This is a genomic window from Aeromonas sp. QDB03, from assembly GCF_027707985.1.
Taxonomy (GTDB): Bacteria; Pseudomonadota; Gammaproteobacteria; order Enterobacterales; family Aeromonadaceae; genus Aeromonas; species Aeromonas hydrophila.
The window spans coordinates 160,647-183,511 of sequence record NZ_JAPCJG010000005.1; the positions used below are offsets into that span (position 1 = coordinate 160,647).

Consider the following 22,865-nt stretch of genomic DNA (forward strand, 5'->3'; position numbering starts at 1 on the left):
TGGAATGAAATTCGATCTGAAGCAACTGCAGGCATTCGTCACCCTGGCCGACACCGCCAACTACCGGGAGGCCGCCAACCGGCTGTTCATCACCCAGCCGGCCCTCACCAAGCAGATCCAGGGGCTGGAGCAGACCCTCGGCAGTACCCTGTTCAACCGGGGTCGCCACGGCGCCGAGCTGACCGCCATCGGCGCCCAGCTGCTCACCCAGGCGAGCGCCCTGGTCGAACACGGCAAGGGCTTCGAGCGCCACGCCATGGCGTTGGCCAGCGGCATCGCCGGGCGCCTCAAGATTGGTTTCGGCCTGTCGAGCTTCGCGCTGGCACCGGCACTGGTGGCCAGCTTCAAGCAGCAGGTGCCCGAGGTGATGGTGCATCTGCAGGACATGACCTCCGCCATCCAGCAGGAGCGGCTGCTGTCGGGCCAGCTGCAGCTCGGCTTCATGCGCCGGCCCCAGGCGCCGCAGTTACAGGAGCACAGACTGCTGACCGATCGGCTGGTGCTGGCGGTGCCGACCCTGATGACGCGGCCAGACCCGGCCGCCTTCGATGTGGAGCAGGCGCTGGCCAGCCAGCCCTTGCTGCAGATGGTCGGCCACCGCTGCCCCGGCCTCAGCCAGCAGATCGCTGGCTTCCTCGGCGCCAACCGGCTGACCGGCATGATCCAGGAGGCGGAGGATATCCAGACCCTGGTGGCACTGGTGGCTGCCGGCATCGGCAACGCCATCCTGCCGCGCAGCGTCAGCTTCATCGCCGGCCCGGACGTCACCCTCTACCCCTTGTCCGGCCCCTGCTCCGAGTGGGAGATAAGCCTGGTGTGGAACCCGGAATTTGCCGATCCCATCCGCGATCGCTTCGTGCAGCTGGTCATCGATGCCCACCCGGCGCCGCAGCCAGCCCTGCCGGATCGCTGATGCGATAGGTTCTGGGAGTCGATATCAGGGGGCAGGCGAGATATCGCCACAGGGGGTGTGGCAATCGAGTATCAGGCGGCCGGCAGCGCGCTGCAGCTGACGCAGTGGCAGCGATTCTTGCCCCCCTGCTTGGCCAGATAGAGCGCCATGTCGGCGGCGGTCAGCAGCTCCTCTTCCGAGACGCGGGCCTGCTGCGGCAACAGAGTGGCGATGCCGACACTGGCGCTGAGTCTAAGTCCATCCGCCCCCGGGATCAGCAGCTCGCCGATGCCGACGCGAATGGCCTCTCCCATGCGGGAGGCGGCCTCATCCCCAGTGTTGCCGAGGATCAGGGCAAATTCGTCGCCGCCGAAGCGGCACGGCAGATCGGTGGCCCGCTGGCAGAAGGTGCTCAGCAGCTGACCCACCTGCTGCAAGAAACCGTCCCCGACCTGATGGCCGAAGTGGTCGTTGCACAGCTTGAAGTTGTCCAGATCCAGCATGATGAAGGAGATGGGGGTCTGTTCGCGCATGCTGCGCCGCCACTCGTTGTGCAGAAAGCTGTTGAACAGCCGCCGGTTTGCCAGCCCGGTCAACGGGTCGTGCAGGGAGAGGTAGGCCATGTCCAGCTCCTGCAGCTTGCGCTCGGTGACGTTGATGTGGCTGATGGTGTAGAACTCCACCTCGATACCCGGGATGGCGGAGACCCGCATCATGAACCAGCGCTGGGTATCCGGGCTGTGACAGGGGTACTCCAGATGAAAGTGCTGCTGTTCGTGGCGCAGTACCCGCCGGATCCCCTCGGCCGCCATCTGGGCCAGCGGCTCTACCGAGTTGTCGCACACCCTCAGATAGTTGACGCCCAGCCAGTCGTATCCCTCGGGCATGCCGTTCTGTTCGGCGAAACTATTCCAGGCGAGGTTGGTGTAGTGGATGACGCCATCCCGATCGATCACCGAGATCTGCTCCTCCAGCGAATTGAGCAATGCAGACAGGTATTGCGCCCGATCGGAGAAGTGAAACAGTGATCCCTGAAAATAGTCCGCCATGACCCTGCTCCTCACCCAACAACGACGCACCGCACCTGCCGCAACCACCAGCGTAATGCCGGCGTTCCGTCCATGACGAAGGGGCATCGGCGGCCATGGTCCGCTCCCGGCCTGCAAGATAAAGATAGATGATCAACCACTTGCACCGGCCCCATCCCTCGTTAGTGGCCACACCACTGGCTTTCACAAGGAATCCCGTTCCCTCTTCCTCTGCCATCCATCTTGGTATTGGGGCAGTTTTGCAAAAACCAGGTCGCCTCCTCGCAGGAGGTCATCTGGGAGCAGTACTGCCGACCGTCGCACTGACGGACGAAGGTGGGCGCCGCCTGCGGGCTGTCTGTGCTGTCTGCTTCCTGCTGACTGAAAGAAGAGCTTGGCGAAGGCGAGACCGACTCGGCCGAGAAGCGGGAGTAAATGGAGAAGATCCCGGCCAGCACCAGCAGCGGGATCAGCTTGCCGCGCCAGTTGCTGCGGCGCCGATAGACGGGGCGCGGGCGTGCCCTGTCTGGCGTCGGCCGCTCCCCGGTCACAGCCTGTCTGCCCACAAAGTGCGCGGGTTGGGCGCCTGCCAGTGACAGCGGCCTATCCGGAAAGAACACCTGCTCGGCCCTGGGTTTGCCATCCTGGCCGCTGCCAAGCTGATAGGAGACCCGCTCGCCAATCTTGGGCAGCGAGCCATCTGACTGCAGCGCCGAGATGTGCACGAACAGCTCGGCTCCTTTTGGCTCGCCATCCCCCTGCTCGGGGGCGATAAAACCAAAGCCGCGCGCCTCGTTCCAGCGCACGATCCGTCCCTGATAACGCATGCCCTCATCCTTGTGGCCATCGATGCTCGCTTCATGTTGCCCAAAATGGCTGCGGCCCGACAGGGGGCCGCAGACAAAATGTCAAAACAGTGAGCAAGCTCCGCCTGCGGACGGGATCAGGCCAGCTGGGCCACCTTGCAGATCTCGGCGATGCGGCCGAGCATTCGCAGCGAGGCATGGTGCTCAGTGGCATCCGCCGCCGCGCAGGCATCCTCCAGAATGGTGATGGCGTAATCCCGATCATGGCCCTCTCGCGCCGCCGCCTGAATGGCCCAACTGGTACTCACCCCGCACAGATAGAGGTGGTCGATGTGGTTGGCCCGCAGCGCCGGCTCCAGCGCGGTGCCGTAGAAGGGGCTGACTCTGGGCTTGGTCAGCACCAAGTCGCCTGGCTGCACGTCGAGGTCGGCGTGAAAGTCGGTGCCGCTGTCACCAAGCGACAGCGCCCCGAACTGGTGAGCCCGGCCAAACATGGGCGAGCCCTTGGGTTGCAGCAGATAGTGCGGGTCAAAACCCACCTTGATCAGCACCACCAGCCAGCCGTGGGCGCGGGCATGGGCCAGCGCCTGATTGGCGTGCGCGATGGCGTCCTGTTCCAGCACATGGGCCGCCGAGGCGGCGATGCGCCCGTCCGGGTGGGCGATGTCGTTGATGAAATCGATCACCAGCAATGCCTTGTTCATGCTGCCTGCTCCCTCATGATGGCGCCGCGCGCCTTAAACCAGCCCCAGCGCATAGCGTAGCGCCATCTCCTTGAGCGGGCCCGCCTTGTCCGCCAGATTGAGGGCCAGGTTGCGAGCCAGCTTGAGTGGGCCTATCTCGTTGCTGAACACCCCGTAGAAGAGATCCATCCCCGACTGCATCAGCAGGTTGTCGGGGCGGCGGCGCCGCTCGTAGCGCCCGGCCAGCCCCAGCTGATGCCAGTCGGCGCCAGCCCCCTGCAGCAGATCGACCCAGTAGGCCACGTCCTTGAAGCCGAGGTTGACCCCCTGCCCCGCCAGCGGGTTGATGGTGTGGGCGGCATCGCCCAGCAGCACCACCCGGCCGGCGTGGTAGTCGTTGGCGTGACGGCGCACCAGCGGGAAGCTCCCCTTGGCCGTCACGGCAAACCCGCCAAGCCGGCTCGGGAAGTGGCGGCGCACCTCGGCGGCCAGCCCCTCGTTGCTCATGGCAGCCAGCGCCCGGATGCGGGCCGGGCTGTCATACCACACCAGGGAGCCGTGTCGGCCCGGCAGCGGCAGGAAGGCGCGCGGGCCACTCGGGGTAAACTGCTGCCAGGTGATATCTTCCTGCTCGAAGTCGGTGTCGATGTTGATCAGCATGCAGTGCTGGCGGTACTCAAAGCGCGACACCCCGATGCCGGCCAGCTTGCGGGTGTGGGATTCAGCGCCGTCGCACGCCAGTACCCAGCGGGCGGCCAGCTCGCTGCCATCATCCAGGGTCAGCACAGCTTCATCCGCACTCTGGCGCAGGCTCGTCACCGCCGCCGGGGTGTGGGTCTGGATGTTGGGGAAATCTTCCATGCGTCTGAGCAACGCCAGCTGCACCAGCCGGTTCTCGATGATGTAACCGAGCTGCGGCAGGCCGAGGTCGGCGGCGTTGAAGCGGGTGGCGAAGCCATCCAGCTCCCAGGTCTCCAGCCGGCGATAGGGGCACAGCCGCATCTGTTGCAGGTGCTGCCAGGCACCTGCCTGCTCCAGCAGCGCCACCGAAGCCTGACTGATGGCGGAGACCCGCAGATCCAGCGGCTGCTCGGGGGCGTATTGCTCCGGCAGCCGGGTCTCGATGACCCGCACCGAGAGACCCTGCGCCGCCAGCAGACAGGCGGTGGCGGCGCCGACCATGCCGGCCCCGACGATGGCGATATCACACTGTTCCATAACTTGATTCCTGCAAGGGGTGAGCCCGGGCAAGGGGAAAACGCAGCCGGACCGAATGATCACATGATACCGCAAGGGGCGCCGGGAAACAGTGAAGGGTGTGGAGAATTAGTGCGCCAAATCAAGGAGAAAGCCGATGTCGACCGGAAGCCCGCCGGCGGCGCTCCGACCGTGGCCGGCTGGATATTCGCTAGGCAGTCTCCGGATTGCGGAGTAAAATGCCCGGTCCTTTGACCATGCCGCATTCAAAACAAGTCAAGAGAAGCAATGAGCAAAAAACTTCACATCAAAACCTGGGGTTGCCAGATGAACGAGTACGACTCGTCCAAGATGGCCGACCTGTTGGATGCCAGCAATGGCTACACGCTTACCGAAGAGCCCGAAGAGGCAGACGTTTTGCTGCTCAACACCTGCTCCATCCGCGAAAAAGCGCAGGAGAAGGTGTTTCACCAGCTGGGACGCTGGAAGAAGCTCAAGGCAAACAAACCCGGTCTGGTGATCGGCGTGGGCGGCTGCGTCGCCTCCCAGGAGGGGGACAACATCCGCACTCGCGCCCCCTATGTGGACATCGTCTTCGGCCCGCAGACCCTGCATCGCCTGCCCACCATGATCAAGCAGGTGCAGGAAGGGCGCGGTGCCCAGGTGGACGTCGCCTTCCCGGAAATCGAGAAGTTCGACAGCCTGCCCGAGCCGCGTGCCGAAGGAGCGACCGCCTTCGTGTCCATCATGGAAGGCTGTTCCAAATACTGCTCCTTCTGCGTGGTGCCCTACACCCGCGGCGAGGAGGTGAGCCGCCCGCTCGACGACGTGCTCTATGAAATTGCCCAGCTCGCCCAGCAGGGCGTGCGCGAAGTGAACCTGCTCGGCCAGAACGTCAACGCCTACCGGGGCCCGACCTTCGACGGCGGCATCTGCACCTTCGCCGAGCTGCTGCGGCTGGTGGCCGCCATCGACGGCATCGATCGCATTCGCTATACCACCAGCCACCCCATCGAGTTCACCGACGACATCATCGAGGTCTACAAGGACACCCCGGAAGTGGTCAGCTTCCTGCACCTGCCGGTGCAGAGCGGCTCCGACCGCATCCTGACCATGATGAAGCGCCCGCACACCGTGCTGGAGTACAAGTCCAAGATCCGTCGCCTGCGCGCCGCCCGTCCCGACATCACCATCAGTTCCGACTTCATCGTCGGCTTCCCGAACGAGACGGACGAGGATTTCGAGGCCACCATGAAACTCATCGAAGAGATCAACTTCGACATGAGCTTCAGCTTCATCTACAGCCCGCGCCCCGGTACCCCGGCCGCCGATCTGCCCGATGACGTCGACATGGAGGTGAAAAAGGCCCGCCTGACCCGCCTGCAGCACGTCATCAACAACCAGTCGATGCAGATTGGCCGCGCCATGCTGGGCTCCACCCAGCGCATCCTGGTGGAAGGACCCTCCAAGCTCGACCCCATGCAGCTGTGCGGCCGAACCGAGAACAACCGGGTGGTCAACTTCGAAGGCCCGCATACCCTGATCGGCGGCTTTGCCGACGTGGAGATCACCGAGGTGCGTCCCAACTCCCTGCGCGGCAGATTCCTGCGCGGCGAGAACGAGATGAACCTGCGCATCGCCACCGCCCCGAGCGAGATCCTCGCCCGTCGCCCGGACAACGTACCGGACCAGCTGGGCGTGGCCGCCTTCACTCCCCACTAATCTGTTCACCCCATCCGGCCCCGGCCGGGTGGGATCGCGTCAAGACGAGGACACTTTGAGCCGACACATCTCGACCCTGAATCTGCATCTGGAACCCGCCGACAACCAGCGTCTCGCCAGTCTGTGCGGTCCGTTCGATGACAACGTCAAACAGCTGGAACGCCGCCTCGGCGTCGAGATCAGCTACCGCGACAACCACTTCCAGCTGCTGGGCAAACAGGCTCAGGTGGAGGCGGCTGCCGTCATCATCAAGCACCTCTATGTGGAAACCCAGCCCCTCAAGGGCGGCAAGGTGACCGACATCACCCCCGACATGGTCCATCTGGCCATTTTGGAGTCGCGGGTGCTGGAGCAGGATGACGAGCCAGCGCCAAGCATCCCCTATGGCAAGGAGGTGACGGTCAAGACCAAGCGTGGCCTCATCAAGCCGCGCAGCCCCAATCAGGCCCAGTACATCGCCAATATCGTGCGCCACGACATCTGCTTTGGCATCGGCCCTGCCGGGACCGGCAAGACCTATCTGGCGGTGGCGGCGGCGGTGGATGCGCTGGAGCGTCAGGAAATTCGCCGCATTCTGCTGACCCGCCCGGCGGTGGAAGCGGGCGAGAAGCTCGGCTTCCTGCCCGGCGACCTCTCCCAGAAGGTGGATCCCTACCTGCGCCCGCTCTACGACGCCCTGTTCGAGATGCTGGGCTTTGAGCGGGTGGAGAAGCTGATGGAGCGCAACATCATCGAGGTGGCGCCGCTCGCCTATATGCGAGGCAGAACCTTGAATGACGCCTTTATCATCCTGGACGAGGCCCAGAACACCACCACCGAGCAGATGAAGATGTTCCTGACCCGCATCGGCTTCAACTCCAAGGCGGTGGTCACCGGCGACATCACCCAGGTAGACCTGCCCCGCAACCAGAAGTCGGGCCTGCGCCACGCGCTGGAAGTGCTGCAGGATGTCGACGGCCTGTCGTTCAATTTCTTCGAATCCAAGGACGTGGTGCGCCACCCGGTGGTGGCCCGTATCGTGCAGGCCTACGAGGCGTTCGATGCCAAACAGGCGGCCGACAAAGCCGCTCCCCACACCAGCAAAGAGAGTGCCCAATGAGCGTGACCCTGGATCTGCAACTGGCCAGTGCCAGCACCGATGGCCTGCCGAGCGAGGCCCAGCTGCAGGGCTGGCTCGACGGCACCATTCTCGGCTTCCAGCAGGAGGCAGAAGTGACGGTGCGCATCGTCGACGAGGCGGAGAGCAACGAGCTCAACCTCACCTATCGCGGCAAGGACAAGCCCACCAACGTGCTCTCCTTCCCGTTCGAGGCCCCGCCCGGCCTGGAGCTGCCGCTGCTCGGCGATCTGGTGATCTGCCGCCAGGTGGTGGAGCGCGAAGCCACCGAACAGGGCAAGCCGCTGATGGCCCACTGGGCCCACATGGTTGTGCACGGCAGTCTGCATCTGCTAGGTTATGACCATATCGAGGATGACGAGGCCGAAGAGATGGAAGCGCTCGAGCGCGACATCATGCAGGAGCTCGGTTTCGCCGATCCTTATCTGAACGACGAAGAGTAAAGAACCGGATGGTCATCGTCTTGAAACAGCCGATGCCCATCCTCATATAGCCACAACGATTTCAAGTATGTTCATACGAGTAACCAAGAGAGAAAATGACCGACGATCACCCTAGTACCGGCTCGCCGAAGAAAACCTGGCTCGACAAACTCAGCCAACTCTTCCAGGGCGAGCCAAAAGACCGCAACGATTTGGTGGAAGTGATAGCCGACGCCGAAGAGCGCGATCTCATCGATCAGGACACCAAGGACATGATCGAGGGCGTGCTCGAAATTGCCGAGCTGCGCGTGCGCGACATCATGATCCCCCGCTCCCAGATGGTGACCATCGAGAAATCCCAGCCAGTGGACGAGATCCTGCCGGTGATCATCGAGTCGGGTCACTCCCGCTTTCCGGTGATCAACGAAGACAAGGATCACGTCGAGGGCATCTTGCTCGCCAAGGATCTGCTGCCGTTCGGGTTTGGCGGCCACCACGCCAGCGAACCGCTGCAGCTGGAGAAGATCCTGCGTCCCACGGTGATCGTCCCCGAGAGCAAGCGGGTCGACCGTCTGCTCAAAGAGTTTCGTGAAGAGCGCTACCACATGGCCATCGTGGTGGACGAGTTCGGCGGCGTCTCAGGTCTGGTGACCATCGAGGACATCCTCGAGCTCATCGTCGGCGAGATCGACGACGAATTCGACGACATCGAGGATGAGCCGGACGAGATCCGCCGTATCAGCAAGCGGGTGTTCGCCGTCAGCGCCCTCACCGAGATCGAAGATTTCAACGACTTCTTCGGCACCCAGTTCAGCGATGAAGAGGTGGATACGGTGGGCGGTCTGGTGATGCACGCCTTCAGCCATCTGCCCAAGAAGGGCGAGGAGATCGAGCTGGAAGGCTACCTGTTCAAGGTGATGCACGCCGACAAGCGCCGCCTGCAGCAGCTGCAGGTGAAGATCCCCGACAACCATGTCGCGGCCCAGTCCGAGGCCCAATAAGCCTTGACCCTTGCCAACAGCGCCCCGCCCGTCGGGGCGCTGTTCGTTTGAGCACACACCACCTCTGCTTCTCCCCGGTCACAAGGCCCGTCATCGCCCTTTTATCCCCTCGCTTCGGGCCGTCGGCCGGGAGGCTCGCCGTTGACCGCCTTTACGGGTTAAGATACCGGCCACTCAACCCATTGCAGTTCAATCCGAGCCTTATCGCCCGTGAAATTACAGCCCGTGAAATCAAAACTCCTGACCAGCCTGTTTGCCATGGCCTCTGGCGCCATCGCCGTGCTCGCCTTCTCGCCCTTCAACTACTGGCCGCTGGTGATCCCCTCCCTGCTCGGTCTCTACGCCCTGCTGGACAAGGCCAACCCCAAGCAGGCGGCCTGGCGCGGCTTTGGCTACGCCATGGGGCTGTTTTTGCCGGGGCTGTGGTGGATCCACGTCAGCATGACCATGTTCGGCGGCATTCCACTGCCGGTGGCCTTCGTGCTGCTGGCCGGGCTGTCGGCCTATCTGGCGCTCTACCCGACCCTGGCCTGCTGGGCCTTCGCCCGCTTCTTCAGCGGTCGCCACTGGAGTCGCTGGCTGCTCGCCTTCCCGGCGCTCTGGCTGATGGCCGACTGGCTGCGCGGCTGGGTGATGACCGGCTTTCCCTGGCTCTGGTTCGGCTACAGCCAGATTGACGGGCCGCTCAAGGGCTTTGCTCCCATCCTCGGCGTGCAGGGCATCACCCTGGCATTGCTGTTGACCGCCTCCGCCCTCTGGCTGCTCTGGCAGAGCCGCAAGCCGGCCTGGCTGCTGGTGCCGGTGGCCCTGGTGGGCGCCGCCCAGGGGCTGATGCAGCTCAACTGGGTGACCCGCGGTGAACCGGTCAAGGTGGCGCTGGTGCAGGGCAACATCGAACAGTCCCTCAAGTGGGATCCGGAGGCGCTGGTGCCGACCGTGCGCAAGTATCAGGATCTCAGCCGCGAGAACCAGGACGCCGACATCATCGTCTGGCCGGAATCGGCCATCCCGGCCATCGAAAAGGAGATGGGCAACTACCTGGAGAGCCTGGACAAGGCGATGAAGGTGAACGATACCGGCCTGCTGGCGGGGATCATCCACTACGATCTCGAGCAGCAGCGCTTCTTCAATACCGTGCTCGGCATGGGGGTGCAGGATGCGGAAGGCAAGGAGTCCTACTACTACCAGCACAAGAACCGTTACTACAAATACCACCTGCTGCCCATCGGCGAGTTCGTGCCCCTTGAAGATCTGCTGCGTCCCATCGCGCCCTTCTTCAACCTGCCCATGTCCTCCTTCAGCCGTGGCGACGAGGTGCAACCGAACCTGATCGCCAAGGGGCTCAAGTTTGCCGCCGCCATCTGCTACGAGATCATCTTCCCGGACGAGGTGCGCCGCAACGTGCAGCCGGATACCGACTTCCTGCTGACCGTCTCCAACGACGCCTGGTTCGGCACCAGCATCGGTCCCTGGCAGCACATGGAGATCGCCCGCATGCGTGCCCTCGAGCTGGCCCGCCCGCTGCTGCGCGACACCAACACCGGCATCACCATCGTCACCGAGATCGACGGCAGCATCATCGCCCAGATCCCGCAGTTCGAGGCCGGCGTGCTGCGCACCGAGGTGCGTCCCGCCCACGGCGAGACCCCCTACCTGCGCTTTGGCAGCTGGCCCATGTATGGCATCGCCGCCCTGCTGCTGGCGCTGGGACTGGGGCTGCGCCCCCGCGCCCACCCCTGGGCGCGCAAGGGCTGACCCGGTCGTTCAACCCGATAAATAAGAGAGGCGCCCAAGGGCGCCTCTCTTCTGTTCAGTCTGATACCCGATCAGAACCTGTTCAGGCTCTGTAACGAGAGGTCGTCAGCAAGGTGAAGAGCAGCGCAGGAACCGGAGCGTATAGATATACGTGAGGATTCCGAGCAGCACATGAGCCTTGATCACGGCCTCGCAGCAAGAGCGTGGGCAGGTTCTCAGGGGGAGAGCGGCTCACGGTGATACTCATCGGCCCCGCACTCGGGACAAGTGCCGAGCTGCTGGGGGTGCAGCACGGTATGGCGCCACTCGCAGTGATCGCACACCAAGACCCCGAGCCCCACCCAGTCGCCGGCCCGGTAGACCCCCTTGTGCTCCAGCTCGTCCGCCAGCTCCTGCCACTCCACCTGGGTGCGGTCGGTCACATCCGCCAGCCATGACCAGGCAGTGTCTTTGAGCGCCAGCATGAAGGCGGACTCCTCCACCTGCTCATCCTTGCGCCCCTCGTCATAGTTGCCCAGATCCCGCTTCACATACTCGGCGATCAGCGCCAGCTCGTCCTGGGTCAGATCCCCGGCCGCCTCCAGATAAGCCTGCACCTTGGCGATCATCCGGTTGAGGCGCTCCCCCTGGAACTGTTCTGTCTCTTGCCACTGCTTTTGCAGCTCGGCAATGAAGGCTTCGTACCCTTTTTGACGTTTGTCCATGGCCGTTACTCCTCTACTGAACCCTGATCAGGCCCGGCTTAAGGCCCGAGGGACGCTGGCGGTTGTTGCCGCCGCAGGATATGGGTATTCTATTGCGATTTCCCAGCTGATTTATCTATCCATTTCACAGATCCGGATGTCACCAATGCAAGAGCAATACGTTCCCCAATCCATAGAACCAGCAGTGCAAAAGCACTGGGATGCCAAGAAAACCTTCAAGGCGGTGGAGAAAGTAGACAAGGAAAAGTTCTACTGCCTCTCCATGTTCCCCTATCCGTCTGGTCGTCTACACATGGGGCACGTTCGCAACTACACCATAGGTGATGTGATCTCCCGTTATCAACGCCTCAATGGCAAGAACGTGCTGCAACCCATCGGTTGGGACGCATTCGGCCTGCCGGCGGAAAACGCCGCCATCAAGAACAACACGGCACCGGCGCCCTGGACCTACGAAAACATCGAATACATGAAGAACCAGCTGAAGATGCTGGGTCTGGGTTATGACTGGGATCGCGAGCTGGCCACCTGCAAGCCGGATTACTACCGCTGGGAGCAGTGGTTCTTCACCAAGCTCTACGAGAAGGGGCTGGTCTACAAGAAGACCTCCTCCGTCAACTGGTGCCCAAACGACATGACCGTACTGGCCAACGAGCAGGTTGTCGACAACTGCTGCTGGCGCTGTGACACCCCGGTGGAGCAGAAAGAGATCCCCCAGTGGTTCATCAAGATCACCGACTACGCCGAAGAGCTGCTGAACGATATCGACAATCTGGAAGGCTGGCCGGAGATGGTCAAGACCATGCAGCGCAACTGGATTGGCCGCTCCGAAGGGGTCAACATCAGCTTCGCCATCGAGGGTCAGGCTGAGCATCTGGAGGTCTACACCACCCGTCCGGACACCTTCATGGGCGTGACCTATGTCGGTATCGCCGCCGGCCACCCGCTGGCGCTACAGGCAGCCGAGAGTAACCCCGAGCTCGCCGCCTTTATCGAAGAGTGCAAGAACACCAAGGTGGCCGAAGCCGAGCTCGCCACCATGGAGAAGAAGGGCATGGCCACCGGCCTCTACGCCATTCACCCGCTGGATGGCCGCAAGGTGCCGGTCTGGGTCGCCAACTTCGTGCTGATGAACTACGGCACCGGCGCCGTGATGGCGGTACCGGGCCACGACCTGCGTGACCATGAGTTCGCCACCAAGTACGGTCTCGAGATCAAGCCGGTCATCAAGCCGATCGATGGCGAGCTGCCGAACGTGATCGACGCCGCCTACACCGACAAGGGCGTGCTGTTCAACTCTGGCGAGTTCGACGGCCTCGAGTTCCAGCCGGCTTTCGATGCCATCGCCAGCAAGCTGGAGAGCCTTGGCTGCGGCAAGCGCACCGTCAACTTCCGTCTGCGCGACTGGGGTGTCTCCCGTCAGCGCTACTGGGGTGCTCCCATCCCCATGCTGACCCTGGCCGACGGCACCGTAGTGCCGACCCCGGAAGACCAACTGCCGGTGCTGCTGCCGGAAGACGTCGTGATGGACGGCATCCAGAGCCCGATCAAGGCCGACGCCGAGTGGGCCAAGACCACTTACAACGGTCAGGAAGCGTTCCGCGAGACCGATACCTTCGACACCTTCATGGAGTCCTCCTGGTACTACGCCCGCTACTGCTCCCCGGACTACGACAAGGGCATGCTGGATCCGGCGGCGGCCAACCACTGGCTGCCGGTGGATCAGTACATCGGCGGCATCGAGCACGCCTGTATGCACCTGCTCTACGCCCGCTTCTTCCACAAGCTGCTGCGTGACGCAGGCCTGGTGAACAGCGACGAGCCGTTCAAGCGCCTGCTCTGCCAGGGCATGGTGCTGGCCGACGCCTTCTACTACAAAGACGAGAAGGGCGGCAACGTCTGGGTCAGCCCGACCGACGTCAAGGTGGAGCGTGACGAGAAGGGTCGCATCACCAAGGCCGTCGACAACGAAGGCCGTGAAGTCATTCACTCCGGCATGACCAAGATGTCCAAGTCCAAGAACAACGGCATCGACCCGCAGCTGATGGTGGAGCGTTACGGCGCCGATACCGTGCGTCTGTTCATGATGTTCGCCTCGCCGGCCGAGATGACCCTGGAGTGGTCCGACTCCGGCGTCGAGGGTGCCCAGCGCTTCCTGCGCCGTCTGTGGCGCATCACCTTCGAGCACGTCAGTGCCGGCGTAGCTCCCGCACTGAATGTGGCGGCACTCAGCGGCGACCAGAAGGCCGTGCGCCGCGAGCTGCACAAGACCATCGCCAAGGTGAGCGACGACGTGGGTCGCCGTCAGACCTTCAACACCGCCATCGCAGCCATCATGGAGCTGATGAACAACCTGGCCAAGCTGGGCAGCGACGAGCAGGATCGCGCCCTGATGCAGGAAGCGCTGGAAGCGGTCGTGGTCATGCTCTACCCCATCACCCCGCACATCGGCTTCGAGCTGTGGAAGATGCTGGGCAAGGGCGACGACGTGGATCACGCCACCTGGCCGGTGGCCGACGAAGCGGCCATGGTCGAGACCGAGAAGCTGGTGGTAGTGCAGATCAACGGCAAGATGCGCGGCAAGCTGACCGTGCCGGCCGAGATCAGCCAGGCCGACGTCGAGAAGCTGGCCATGGCCGATACCTCGGTCCAGAAGTTCACCGACGGTCTGACCGTGCGCAAGGTGATCTACGTGCCGGGCAAACTGCTCAACATCGTGGCCAACTGATGCCATACCGCCTGGCCATGCAGACTGACCGTCTGGTTGCCAGGTGGTAACAGCAAACGGATGATAACGGCGGGCCCTGCGCCCGCCGCTCTTCACTTCATGCAAAGAGGATTTTCTATGGGCACCACCCTCACTCGCTGGCTGACCATACTGCTGACCGGCCTGCTACTGCAGGCCTGCGGTTTTCAGATGCGCGGCACCGCCATCCCGCCCGAGTTGATGACCATGAAGGTGGTCGGTGACAACAAGAGCGATTTCTATCGGCTGGTCACCACCCGCCTCAAGGCGGCCGGCGTGCAGCTCGCCGACAAGGAGGGCATCCCGGTGCTGACCCTGTCCGGCGTCGGCAGCACCAGTCAGGTCGCCTCCGTCGACTCCATCGGCCAGGCCCGTGAATACGTGTTGGGCTACAACACCCAGTTCACCGTCTCCATGCCGGGCAAACCGACCCAGGTCTTCCCCATCGCCTTCAACCGCAGTTTCCTGAACAAGCCGGACGCGGCGCTCGCCTCCTCCCGCGAGCAGGAGCAGCTTGGCAAGGAGATGCAGGAGCAGGCCGCCAACCTGGTGATCCGCCAGCTCAGCCAGGTCAAGTTCTGATGCGAGTATCTTGATGAGAGTACGTTGATGAGAGTCTATCCCGAGCAGTTTGCGGATCACCTCAAAGCAGGGCTCAAGCCCTGCTATCTCATTTTTGGGGACGATCCCCTGTTCAAGAATGAGCAAGCCATCGACCGTGCATCCTTCCCCCTCAACCAGGCCAGGTTCTGATGCGGATTTACCCTGAACAACTCGCGGACCATCTCAAAGCAGGGCTCAAGCCCTGCTATCTCATTTTTGGGGACGAGCCCCTGCTCAAGCTGGAAGCCATCGATGCCGTGCGCCAGGTGGCGCGCAAACAGGGCTTCGATGAGCGCCACAGCTTCGTGGTGGAACAGGGACTGGACTGGAATCAGGTCTACGATGCCTGCCAGGCCATGAGCCTGTTCTCGGCCCGCCAGATCATCGAGCTGGAGCTGCCGGCCAAGGTCGACAAGGAGTTGGCCGCCCGCATCAGCGAGATCGGCAAGCAGCTGCACCCAGACCTGCTGCTGGTCCTGAGCGGTAATCGCCTCAACCAGACCCAGATGAAGGCAGCCTGGTTCGACAAGCTGAGCCAGAGCGGCACCTATGTGCCGGTCAACCACCCCGAGCCCCGCTTCTTTCCGCGCTGGATGAGCGCCCGCTTCCAGCGCTTCGGGCTGAAGGCGCTGCCGGATGCGGTCAACTTCATGTGCCACTCCTACGAGGGCAATCTGCTGGCCGCCAGCCAGGAGATAGAGAAGCTGACCCTGCTCTCGCCACCCCAGCCCATCAGCGTCGCCTATCTGCAGGAGACCATCATCCGCCACGCCCACTTCACCCCGTTCCAGCTCATCGACACCCTGCTGGAAGGGAAGGTGAACCGGGCACAGCGCATCCTGCTGGCCCTGCGCGCCGAGGGCACCGAGCCCGGCATGCTGGCCTGGGCCCTGTGCCGCGAGCTGGAGCAGCTCACCGAGCTGGCGCTGGCGGCCAGGGCCGGTCAGCCGCTGGTGGAGCACTTCTCCCGCCTGCGCATCTGGCAGAGCCGCCAGCAGCTCATTCAACAGGCGCTGACCCGGCTGCCCTTCGCCAAGCTGCAGCAGTTGTGGCAACTGATGGCCCGGCTCGACGACGCCCAGCGTCGCTTCGATACCGAGCAGGCCTGGCTGATGCTGCAGACCCTCGCCCTCGGTTTTCGCGATGGCACCCCCTTGCCGCTGGCAGGATCTGACACATGATCCAGCCCGTCGACATCCCGGCCGTCACCGGAGGGAACCCCATGTTGCAGCCGCCTATCGGCATTCTGGGGGGGACGTTCGATCCCATCCACATCGGTCACCTGCGCCCGGCCATCGAGGCCCGCGACGCTCTGGGCCTGGCCGAAGTGCGTCTGCTGCCGAACCATATTCCGCCCCACCGGGCCAGCCCCTTCTGCTCCAGCGAGCAGCGTTTGGCCATGGTCGCCCTGGCAGCGGCGGAAAACCCGGGCTTCGTGGTGGATGAGCGGGAGCTCAAGCGGGACACCCCCTCCTGGACCATCGACACCCTTATCGAGCTGCGTCATGAACTGCCGGACACCCCGCTCTGCTTTTTGATGGGGATGGACTCCCTGCTCGGCCTGCCGAGCTGGCATCGCTGGCAGGAGCTGCTTGATTACGCCCATCTGGTGGTGAGTACCCGCCCCGGCTGGCAGCAGGATTACCCGGCCGAGGTGGCCGAGCTGCTGGCCCGCCACCAGAGCCGGCAGGTGGCAGATCTGCACCGACTGCGCCACGGCCGCATCTGGCTGGCGGACAATCTGCCGGTCGAGCTGTCGGCCACCCGCTTGCGGGCCCTGCTGGCAACGGGCGCGGATCCCCACTATCTGCTGCCGCCGTCGGTGGCACAATACATCCGCCAGCAGGGGCTGTACCGGCCGGCATGAACCCGATCGCGGCCGGCGGTTGTCCGACACGGATCGCGCACTATAGTGATCAACAGGGGGCGAGTTTGCCAAGCGGGCACGGCCCCTGTTCCACTCCCCTTCGCCGCACTGGGAAACGGGAGTGACCATGATATAATCCGCCGCCCTCACGCCGTGAAAGCGCGCCGGAATACAGGAGAGACTCATTGCAAGGTCAAGAATTGCATGCCTTTATCGTCGACAAGATCGATGACATGAAAGGCCGCGACATCATCACCCTCGATGTACGCGGCAAATCCAGCATCACCGACACCATGATCGTCTGTTCCGGCAACTCCAGCCGTCACGTCAGCGCCATCGCCCACCATCTGGCCAGCGAGGCCCGCCATGCCGGGCTCGATCTGCTGAGCGTGGAAGGCCAGCTCACCGGCGAATGGGTACTGGTGGATCTGGGGTCGGTGATCGTGCACGTGATGCAGGATGAGCATCGCGACTTCTACCAGCTGGAAAAACTCTGGAGCGGCACCGCTCAAGTGAACGCGCAATAACCGAGTACATGTGTAATAAGCGATGAAGATCCAGTTGATTGCGGTGGGCACCAAGATGCCCGCCTGGGTAGAGCATGGCTTCGAAGAGTATCGTCGTCGTTTCCCCAAAGACATGCCGTTCGAGCTGGTCGAGATCGGCGCCGGCAAACGTGGCAAAAATGCCGACATCCCCCGCATTCTGCAAAAAGAGGGGGAAGCCATGCTGGCGGCGGCCGGTCGTTCGCGTATCGTGACCCTGGATATTCCCGGCAAACCCTGGACCACCGAGCAGCTCGCCGTGCAGCTGGAAGCCTGGAAGCTGGATGGCCGCGATGTGGCCCTGCTGGTGGGCGGCCCTGAAGGGCTGTCGCCCGAGTGCAAGGCTGCCGCCGAGCAGAGCTGGTCGCTGTCGCCGCTGACCCTGCCCCACCCGCTGGTGCGGGTGCTGGTGGCCGAAAGCCTCTATCGCGCCTGGAGCATCACAACCAATCATCCGTATCACAGAGAGTGAACCATGCGTTATTCCAGCATCACCCTCGCATACCCGTATCACAGAGAGTGAGCCATGCACTATTCCAGCATCACCCTCACATACCCGTATCACAGAGAGTGGGACATGCACTATTCCAGCATCACCCTCACATACCCGTATCACAGAGAGTGGGACATGCACTATTCCAGCATCACCCTCGCATACCCGAATCACAGAGAGTGAGCCATGCACTATTCCAGCATCAGCATCCCCCTCTCAAACCAGAATCACAGAGCGTGAGCATGCACATCTGCACCCCGTTTCTCACCTGCTCGACAGTCATAAGGTAGCGGCATGCTGAAGAATCGCATCGAGATGCGCGACCACAGCGCCGAGGGTCGCCTCTTCTTCCGACGTACCCTGGTCGCCTACATCGGCATGATAGTGCTGATGCTGGTGTTGCTGGGCAACCTCTATTACCTGCAGGTCGAGTCTTACGACACCTACCAGACCCGCTCCAACGACAACCGCATCCGGGTGGTGCCGGTGGCACCGCCACGCGGCCTCATCTATGACGCCAACGGCGTGCTATTGGCGGAGAACCGCCCGGTCTACAGCCTGGAGATAGTGCCGGAAGAGACCAAGGATCTGGAGAAGACCGCCGACGAGCTGATCGCCCTGCTGAAGCTGCCGGAGGGAACCAAGGAGAAGTTCCTGGCCGAGGTCAAGCGCCAGCGCCGCTTCAAGCCGGTGGCCCTGTTCGAGAAGCTGACCGAGTATCAGGTCGCCCTCTTCTCGGTCAACCAGCACAACTACCCCGGGGTCAGCATCGAGGCCTACCTCAAGCGCTACTATCCGTTTGGCGACACCCTCACCCATGCGCTGGGCTATGTGGCCAAGATCAACACCCGCGACGTGGAGCGCCTCGACAAGGAGGACAAGCTCGCCAACTATGCCGCCACCAAGGACATCGGCAAGCAGGGGGTGGAGAAGTACTACGAGGATCAGCTGCACGGCGTGGCGGGCTACCAGGAGGTCGAGGTCAACAACCGCGGCCGGGTGGTGCGTACCCTCAAGTTCCAGCCGCCCGAGCCCGGCAAGGACATCTACCTCAACATCGACATCCGCCTGCAGCTCAAGGCGCAGGAGTTGCTGGCCGGCCGCCGGGGCGCCATCGTGATGATGGATCCCAATACCGGCGCCATTCTGGCCATGGAGTCGAGCCCGAGCTATGACCCCAACCTGTTCGTGACCGGCATCTCCAGCGCCAACTACTCGGCGCTGCTCAACGATCCGGCAAGGCCACTGGTGAACCGCACCACCCAGGGCATCTATGCCCCCGCCTCCACCGTCAAGCCCATGATGGCGGTGATGGGGCTCAACGAGGGGGCCATCACCCCCAACTACCGCTACTTCGGCGGCCCCAGCTTCTCCATCCCCGGCACCACCAAGAAGTTCCGAGACTGGCGCCGCTGGGGTCACGGCTGGCTCGACGTCTACCGCGCCATCGAAGTGTCGGCGGATACCTACTTCTACGATCTCGCCTACCGGGTCGGCATCGACAAGATCAACAGCTACATGACCAAGTTCGGCTTCGGTCAGTACAGCGGCGTCGATCTGTACGAGGAGACCAAGGGGGTGATGCCGTCACGCGACTGGAAGATGGCCCGCTGGCGCCAGCCCTGGTATCAGGGTGACACCATCTCCATCGGCATCGGCCAGGGCTACTGGAGCGCCACCCCGATCCAGCTGGCCAAGGCGATCAGCATCCTGACCCAGAACGGCCACGACGTGACGCCGCACCTGCTCAAGAGCACAGCCTCCATCGATGGCGTGGTCAATGCCCCCATCAACCCGAACATGGCCATCCAGACCAAGAGCGACAGCTACTGGCAAGTGGCCAAGGACGGCATGTGGCGGGTCATCAACGGTCACGAGGGGACGGGTCGGCGCGCCTTTGCCAACACCCCCTACAAGGCGGCAGGCAAGTCCGGTACCGCCCAGGTGGTGGGGCTGAAGGAGAACCAGGTCTACAACGCGGCCACCACCAAGGTGGAGCACCGCGACAACGCCCTGTTCGTCTCGTTCGCCCCGTTCGAAGCACCCAAGGCGGTCGTCGCCCTGGTACTGGAAAACGCCGGTGGCGGCAGCAGCATGGCCGCTCCGGTGGCCCGCCAGATGCTGGATGCCTACCTGCTGCCACCGGAGCCGCAACTGCCGCCGGCGCCGGCCAAGAAGCCCCAATCTGAAGAGGTCGCTCCTCATGAGTAATTCCGCTCGCCAGCAGAGCATCTGGTACAAGCTGCACATCGACTTGCCGCTGCTGCTCGGCCTGCTGACCCTGATGTCCCTCTCCATGGTGGTGCTCTACTCCGCCTCCGGCCAGGACGTCGACTCCATCGTGCGCCAGCTGGTGCGCGGCGGGCTGGCGTTCGCCCTGATGATCGGCATGGCCCAGCTGCCCCCCTCCCTCTATGCCCGCTGGTCGGTGCCGCTGTTCGTGGTGGTGGTGCTGCTGCTGGTCGCGGTGGACGTGTTCGGTCATATCGGCAAGGGGGCCCAGCGCTGGCTGGACCTCGGCTTCATGAAGTTTCAGCCCTCCGAGGTGATGAAGCTCTCCATGCCCATCATGGTGGCTGCCTGGCTCAGCCGCCACTCGCTGCCGCCCAAGTTCAGCCACCTGGTGCTGAGTCTCATCATGGTGCTGCTGCCAACCCTGCTGATCGCGGCCCAGCCTGACCTCGGCACCTCCATCCTGGTAGCCGCCTCCGGCTTCTTCGTCATCTTTCTGGCGGGGATCAGCTGGTGGCTGATCGGGCTGGCGGTGCTGCTCATCTGCGCCTTCATGCCGGTTCTCTGGTTCTTCCTGATGCACGACTACCAGCGCCAGCGGGTGCTGATGCTGCTGGACCCGGAGAAGGACCCGCTCGGTCGCGGCTATCACATCATCCAGTCCAAGATAGCCATCGGCTCCGGCGGCGTGTTCGGCAAGGGCTGGCTGCAGGGCACCCAGTCCCAGCTGGAGTTCCTGCCAGAGCGCCACACCGACTTCATCTTCGCGGTGTTCAGCGAGGAGTTCGGCCTGGTGGGCGTGGCCCTCCTGCTGGTGATCTATCTCTACATCATCAGTCGCTGCCTGTTTATCTCCATGCAGGCCCAGAACAGCTTCGAGCGCCTGCTGGGCGGTGCCCTGACCCTCACCTTCTTCGTCTACGTGTTCGTCAACATGGGCATGGTGAGCGGCATACTACCCGTGGTGGGGGTCCCCCTGCCGCTGGTGAGCTACGGCGGTACCTCCATGGTGACCCTGATGGCCGGCTTCGGCATCCTGATGTCCATCCAGACCCACAGAAGGCTGCTGGCCTGATGAGACTGGCCGGTGTGCTGCTCTCGCTCGTTGCCCTGACCGCAGTGGCGGCCGTCGAGCCCCCGGGGCTCGCCCGGCTCGCTGAGCAGCAACAGGTGCCGCTGGCCGAGCTGCAGGCCGCCGCGGCCCAGGCCAGCTTGCGCCAGGAGGTGCTCGACACCATCAGCCGCCCCTGGGAGGCTAAACCCTGGCACCGCTACCGGCCGCTGTTCATCACCCCGGAGCGGATCCGGGACGGCGTCGACTTCTGGCAACGCCACGCCGCTACCCTGGCGCGGGCCGAACACACCTACCAGGTGCCGGCGTCGCTCATCGTCGCCATCATCGGCATCGAGACCTTCTACGGCCGCCAGATGGGCCGCCATCCGGTGCTCGACAGCCTCTATACCCTGGGCTTCCACTACCCCGAACGGGCAGACTTCTTTGCCAAGGAGTTTGCCCAGCTGGTGCTGCTTGCCCGGGAAGAGAAGTGGCCACTCACCCGCCTGAAGGGTTCCTATGCCGGCGCCATGGGGATGGGTCAGTTCATGCCCTCCAGCTATCGCCACTACGCAGTCGACTTCGACGGCGACGGCAAGCGCGATCTGTTCGCCAATCCGGTGGATGCCATCGGCAGCGTTGCCCACTATTTTGCCGAGCACCAGTGGCGCTGGGGGGAGTCGCCGGTCGAACCCGCCTTGATCGGGCTGGCGCCAGTGGGTACCCTGCTGGGGCCTGCCCCCGAGCTGACCCAGACCTGGGCCGAGCTGGCCACCGCAGGCATTGAACTCGCCACCCCTCTGGCACCCGACACGCCGGTGAAACTGCTGGCATTGGAACAGGCCGATGGACCGGAATACTGGGTCGCGCGCCACAATTTTTACGTGATCACCCGCTATAACCGCAGCCCGCTCTATGCGATGGCGGTGCATCAACTCAGTCAAGCAATCCAGGACGCGTATGCATTACAGCCACAAACTTCTCCCGCTCAGCCTGACCTTGTTGCTGGCCGCCTGTAGCAGCCAGCCGGAACAGCTTCCCCCGCCTCCCGAACCGGTCCAGCCGGAAAAACCCCAGGTCATCGAGATCCCGCAGGCCACCGGCGCCATCCCGCGCCCCGAGCCCCTGAGCGCCAGCGGCAACCGTGACTACTGGATTGGCAAGCAGAAGAACGAGGTGTGGCGCGACATCAAGCACTACAGCGAAGAGGGGACCGCCAGCTGGCTGGCGCAGGATCTGGACGGCCAGAAGACCGCCAACGGCGATGTGCAGGACAGCAAGCTGTTCAGCGCCGCCCACCGCAACCTGCCGCTGCCAAGCTATGTGCGGGTCACCAACCTGGACAACGGGCTGGAGACCATAGTACGCGTCAACGATCGCGGCCCCTTCGGCAGCGACCGGCTGATCGATCTCTCCCATGCGGCCGCCAAGCAGCTGGAGATGGTGGAAGGGGGCGAGGCACGGGTGCGGGTCGAGCTCATCAACGACACCCCGGACCAGATGGTGATCATGGCCCCCATGAAGCCCATCGAGATGACGCCGACCACGCCAGCAGCTACTGCGGCCCCCGCCGCTCAGGACGGCTTCGTCGGCCAGCCCACCGAACTGGCCATGGCTACACCGGCCGCCGCCGAACCGGCCCCCGTCAAGGCTCCGGTCGCCAAACCCGCCAAACCGGCAGCGGCCAAAGCGGCCGCGCCCGCCAGCAGCGGCGAGGGCAAGATGATCCAGGTGCTGGCCAGCGGCTCGCAGGCGCGGGCCGAGGCGATGGGCAAGGTGATGACCCAGCGCCATGGGGTGCCCTACCAGGTGGCGGCCCACGGTGCCATCTTCCGGGTCCTGCTGGGACCGGTCCCCGCCGCTCAGCAGACCGCCCTGCTCGAACAGATCCGTCAGGGGGGGCTGGAGCAAGCCTTCATCGTCCCCTGATAGCGGGGTGGCTCAGCCAGCATGAACCACCGCCAACCGCCCGCCATCACGTCGTTTCCCGGCGTGATGGCG

Annotated in this window: 22 protein-coding genes; 17 read left to right on the plus strand and 5 right to left on the minus strand. The window is 63.6% G+C overall.

Going from position 1 to position 22,865, the window contains the following annotated elements; all coding sequences use genetic code 11:
* Positions 1 to 4 precede the first annotated feature (4 nt).
* Positions 5 to 913 carry a LysR family transcriptional regulator gene (locus PG900_RS14205; RefSeq protein WP_171281092.1) on the plus strand — a complete coding sequence of 303 codons (909 nt, stop codon included), beginning with the start codon at positions 5 to 7 and terminating at the stop codon, positions 911 to 913.
* 71 nt (positions 914 to 984) lie between these two features.
* On the opposite strand, the gene PG900_RS14210 is transcribed toward PG900_RS14205, so the two are convergent.
* The 4 genes from PG900_RS14210 to PG900_RS14225 form a co-directional block, all read right to left on the minus strand.
* Positions 985 to 1,941, minus strand: coding sequence for a diguanylate cyclase domain-containing protein (locus tag PG900_RS14210; protein WP_011707012.1), 957 nt, complete (start codon positions 1,939 to 1,941; stop codon positions 985 to 987).
* A 161-nt stretch (positions 1,942 to 2,102) separates the two neighbouring features.
* On the minus strand, positions 2,103 to 2,747 hold the full coding sequence (locus PG900_RS14215; protein ID WP_270831668.1) for a cold-shock protein: 645 nt from the start codon (positions 2,745 to 2,747) through the stop codon (positions 2,103 to 2,105).
* Between the two features lie 116 nt (positions 2,748 to 2,863).
* Complete coding sequence (locus PG900_RS14220) at positions 2,864 to 3,430, minus strand: cysteine hydrolase family protein (RefSeq protein WP_270831670.1); 567 nt, start codon at positions 3,428 to 3,430, stop codon at positions 2,864 to 2,866.
* A gap of 33 nt (positions 3,431 to 3,463) precedes the next feature.
* Entirely contained in the window at positions 3,464 to 4,627 is a 1,164-nt protein-coding gene (locus tag PG900_RS14225) for an FAD-dependent oxidoreductase (protein WP_270831672.1), read from the minus strand.
* A 267-nt stretch (positions 4,628 to 4,894) separates the two neighbouring features.
* Between PG900_RS14225 and miaB the strand changes: the two genes are divergently transcribed.
* The 5 genes from miaB to lnt all read left to right on the plus strand — a co-directional run bounded on the left by miaB (position 4,895) and on the right by lnt (position 10,623).
* The gene (miaB, locus tag PG900_RS14230) at positions 4,895 to 6,328 is read left to right on the plus strand and encodes a tRNA (N6-isopentenyl adenosine(37)-C2)-methylthiotransferase MiaB (RefSeq protein WP_171281436.1); all 1,434 of its coding nucleotides are present in this window, start codon (positions 4,895 to 4,897) and stop codon (positions 6,326 to 6,328) included.
* 55 nt (positions 6,329 to 6,383) lie between these two features.
* Positions 6,384 to 7,427, plus strand: a complete 1,044-nt coding sequence (locus PG900_RS14235) for a PhoH family protein (protein ID WP_017409245.1) — start codon at positions 6,384 to 6,386, stop codon at positions 7,425 to 7,427.
* Positions 7,424 to 7,888, plus strand: a complete 465-nt coding sequence (gene ybeY, locus PG900_RS14240) for an rRNA maturation RNase YbeY (protein ID WP_024944233.1) — start codon at positions 7,424 to 7,426, stop codon at positions 7,886 to 7,888. The genes PG900_RS14235 and ybeY overlap by 4 nt, the downstream gene beginning before the upstream one ends.
* 95 nt (positions 7,889 to 7,983) lie before the next feature.
* Positions 7,984 to 8,868: a CNNM family magnesium/cobalt transport protein CorC gene (corC, locus tag PG900_RS14245; protein ID WP_011707019.1), complete on the plus strand. Its 885-nt coding sequence runs from the start codon at positions 7,984 to 7,986 to the stop codon at positions 8,866 to 8,868.
* 210 nt (positions 8,869 to 9,078) lie between these two features.
* Complete coding sequence (gene lnt, locus PG900_RS14250; RefSeq protein ID WP_011707020.1) at positions 9,079 to 10,623, plus strand: apolipoprotein N-acyltransferase; 1,545 nt, start codon at positions 9,079 to 9,081, stop codon at positions 10,621 to 10,623.
* Between the two features lie 215 nt (positions 10,624 to 10,838).
* Here the strand turns inward: lnt and PG900_RS14255 are convergent, their stop codons facing one another.
* The gene (locus PG900_RS14255) at positions 10,839 to 11,327 is read right to left on the minus strand and encodes a zinc ribbon-containing protein (protein ID WP_171281438.1); all 489 of its coding nucleotides are present in this window, start codon (positions 11,325 to 11,327) and stop codon (positions 10,839 to 10,841) included.
* A 145-nt stretch (positions 11,328 to 11,472) separates the two neighbouring features.
* Between PG900_RS14255 and leuS the strand changes: the two genes are divergently transcribed.
* From leuS to PG900_RS14310, 11 genes are all read left to right on the plus strand, one after another.
* Positions 11,473 to 14,052: a leucine--tRNA ligase gene (leuS, locus tag PG900_RS14260; protein WP_270797793.1), complete on the plus strand. Its 2,580-nt coding sequence runs from the start codon at positions 11,473 to 11,475 to the stop codon at positions 14,050 to 14,052.
* A gap of 117 nt (positions 14,053 to 14,169) precedes the next feature.
* Positions 14,170 to 14,652, plus strand: a complete 483-nt coding sequence (locus tag PG900_RS14265) for an LPS-assembly lipoprotein LptE (RefSeq protein ID WP_016351676.1) — start codon at positions 14,170 to 14,172, stop codon at positions 14,650 to 14,652.
* A gap of 27 nt (positions 14,653 to 14,679) precedes the next feature.
* Entirely contained in the window at positions 14,680 to 14,823 is a 144-nt protein-coding gene (locus PG900_RS14270) for a hypothetical protein (protein WP_045789187.1), read from the plus strand.
* Positions 14,823 to 15,854 (plus strand): DNA polymerase III subunit delta, encoded by a 1,032-nt coding sequence (holA, locus tag PG900_RS14275; protein ID WP_270797792.1) that lies wholly within the window; start codon positions 14,823 to 14,825, stop codon positions 15,852 to 15,854. Before PG900_RS14270 ends, holA begins: the two co-directional genes overlap by 1 nt.
* 41 nt (positions 15,855 to 15,895) lie before the next feature.
* Positions 15,896 to 16,540 carry a nicotinate-nucleotide adenylyltransferase gene (nadD, locus tag PG900_RS14280; protein ID WP_270797862.1) on the plus strand — a complete coding sequence of 215 codons (645 nt, stop codon included), beginning with the start codon at positions 15,896 to 15,898 and terminating at the stop codon, positions 16,538 to 16,540.
* A gap of 185 nt (positions 16,541 to 16,725) precedes the next feature.
* Entirely contained in the window at positions 16,726 to 17,067 is a 342-nt protein-coding gene (rsfS, locus tag PG900_RS14285) for a ribosome silencing factor (RefSeq protein ID WP_011707026.1), read from the plus strand.
* Between the two features lie 22 nt (positions 17,068 to 17,089).
* Positions 17,090 to 17,557, plus strand: coding sequence for a 23S rRNA (pseudouridine(1915)-N(3))-methyltransferase RlmH (gene rlmH, locus PG900_RS14290; RefSeq protein WP_005298242.1), 468 nt, complete (start codon positions 17,090 to 17,092; stop codon positions 17,555 to 17,557).
* A 315-nt stretch (positions 17,558 to 17,872) separates the two neighbouring features.
* Positions 17,873 to 19,789 carry a penicillin-binding protein 2 gene (gene mrdA, locus PG900_RS14295; RefSeq protein WP_016351679.1) on the plus strand — a complete coding sequence of 639 codons (1,917 nt, stop codon included), beginning with the start codon at positions 17,873 to 17,875 and terminating at the stop codon, positions 19,787 to 19,789.
* Positions 19,782 to 20,885 carry a rod shape-determining protein RodA gene (gene rodA / locus PG900_RS14300; protein ID WP_016351680.1) on the plus strand — a complete coding sequence of 368 codons (1,104 nt, stop codon included), beginning with the start codon at positions 19,782 to 19,784 and terminating at the stop codon, positions 20,883 to 20,885. The genes mrdA and rodA overlap by 8 nt, the downstream gene beginning before the upstream one ends.
* Complete coding sequence (gene mltB, locus PG900_RS14305) at positions 20,885 to 21,883, plus strand: lytic murein transglycosylase B (protein WP_270797791.1); 999 nt, start codon at positions 20,885 to 20,887, stop codon at positions 21,881 to 21,883. Before rodA ends, mltB begins: the two co-directional genes overlap by 1 nt.
* Positions 21,825 to 22,793 carry a septal ring lytic transglycosylase RlpA family protein gene (locus PG900_RS14310; RefSeq protein ID WP_270831675.1) on the plus strand — a complete coding sequence of 323 codons (969 nt, stop codon included), beginning with the start codon at positions 21,825 to 21,827 and terminating at the stop codon, positions 22,791 to 22,793. The genes mltB and PG900_RS14310 overlap by 59 nt, the downstream gene beginning before the upstream one ends.
* The last annotated feature ends 72 nt before the right edge of the window (positions 22,794 to 22,865 follow it).

Coding starts and splice junctions, on each gene's coding strand:
- PG900_RS14205 (WP_171281092.1), top strand. CDS start 5: ATGAAATTCGATCTGAAGCAACTGCAGGCATTCGTCACCCTGGCCGAC.
- PG900_RS14210 (WP_011707012.1), bottom strand. CDS start 1,941: ATGGCGGACTATTTTCAGGGATCACTGTTTCACTTCTCCGATCGGGCG.
- PG900_RS14215 (WP_270831668.1), bottom strand. CDS start 2,747: ATGCGTTATCAGGGACGGATCGTGCGCTGGAACGAGGCGCGCGGCTTT.
- PG900_RS14220 (WP_270831670.1), bottom strand. CDS start 3,430: ATGAACAAGGCATTGCTGGTGATCGATTTCATCAACGACATCGCCCAC.
- PG900_RS14225 (WP_270831672.1), bottom strand. CDS start 4,627: ATGGAACAGTGTGATATCGCCATCGTCGGGGCCGGCATGGTCGGCGCC.
- miaB (WP_171281436.1), top strand. CDS start 4,895: ATGAGCAAAAAACTTCACATCAAAACCTGGGGTTGCCAGATGAACGAG.
- ybeY (WP_024944233.1), top strand. CDS start 7,424: ATGAGCGTGACCCTGGATCTGCAACTGGCCAGTGCCAGCACCGATGGC.
- corC (WP_011707019.1), top strand. CDS start 7,984: ATGACCGACGATCACCCTAGTACCGGCTCGCCGAAGAAAACCTGGCTC.
- PG900_RS14255 (WP_171281438.1), bottom strand. CDS start 11,327: ATGGACAAACGTCAAAAAGGGTACGAAGCCTTCATTGCCGAGCTGCAA.
- leuS (WP_270797793.1), top strand. CDS start 11,473: ATGCAAGAGCAATACGTTCCCCAATCCATAGAACCAGCAGTGCAAAAG.
- PG900_RS14265 (WP_016351676.1), top strand. CDS start 14,170: ATGGGCACCACCCTCACTCGCTGGCTGACCATACTGCTGACCGGCCTG.
- PG900_RS14270 (WP_045789187.1), top strand. CDS start 14,680: ATGAGAGTCTATCCCGAGCAGTTTGCGGATCACCTCAAAGCAGGGCTC.
- holA (WP_270797792.1), top strand. CDS start 14,823: ATGCGGATTTACCCTGAACAACTCGCGGACCATCTCAAAGCAGGGCTC.
- nadD (WP_270797862.1), top strand. CDS start 15,896: ATGTTGCAGCCGCCTATCGGCATTCTGGGGGGGACGTTCGATCCCATC.
- rlmH (WP_005298242.1), top strand. CDS start 17,090: ATGAAGATCCAGTTGATTGCGGTGGGCACCAAGATGCCCGCCTGGGTA.
- mrdA (WP_016351679.1), top strand. CDS start 17,873: ATGCTGAAGAATCGCATCGAGATGCGCGACCACAGCGCCGAGGGTCGC.
- rodA (WP_016351680.1), top strand. CDS start 19,782: ATGAGTAATTCCGCTCGCCAGCAGAGCATCTGGTACAAGCTGCACATC.
- mltB (WP_270797791.1), top strand. CDS start 20,885: ATGAGACTGGCCGGTGTGCTGCTCTCGCTCGTTGCCCTGACCGCAGTG.
- PG900_RS14310 (WP_270831675.1), top strand. CDS start 21,825: ATGCATTACAGCCACAAACTTCTCCCGCTCAGCCTGACCTTGTTGCTG.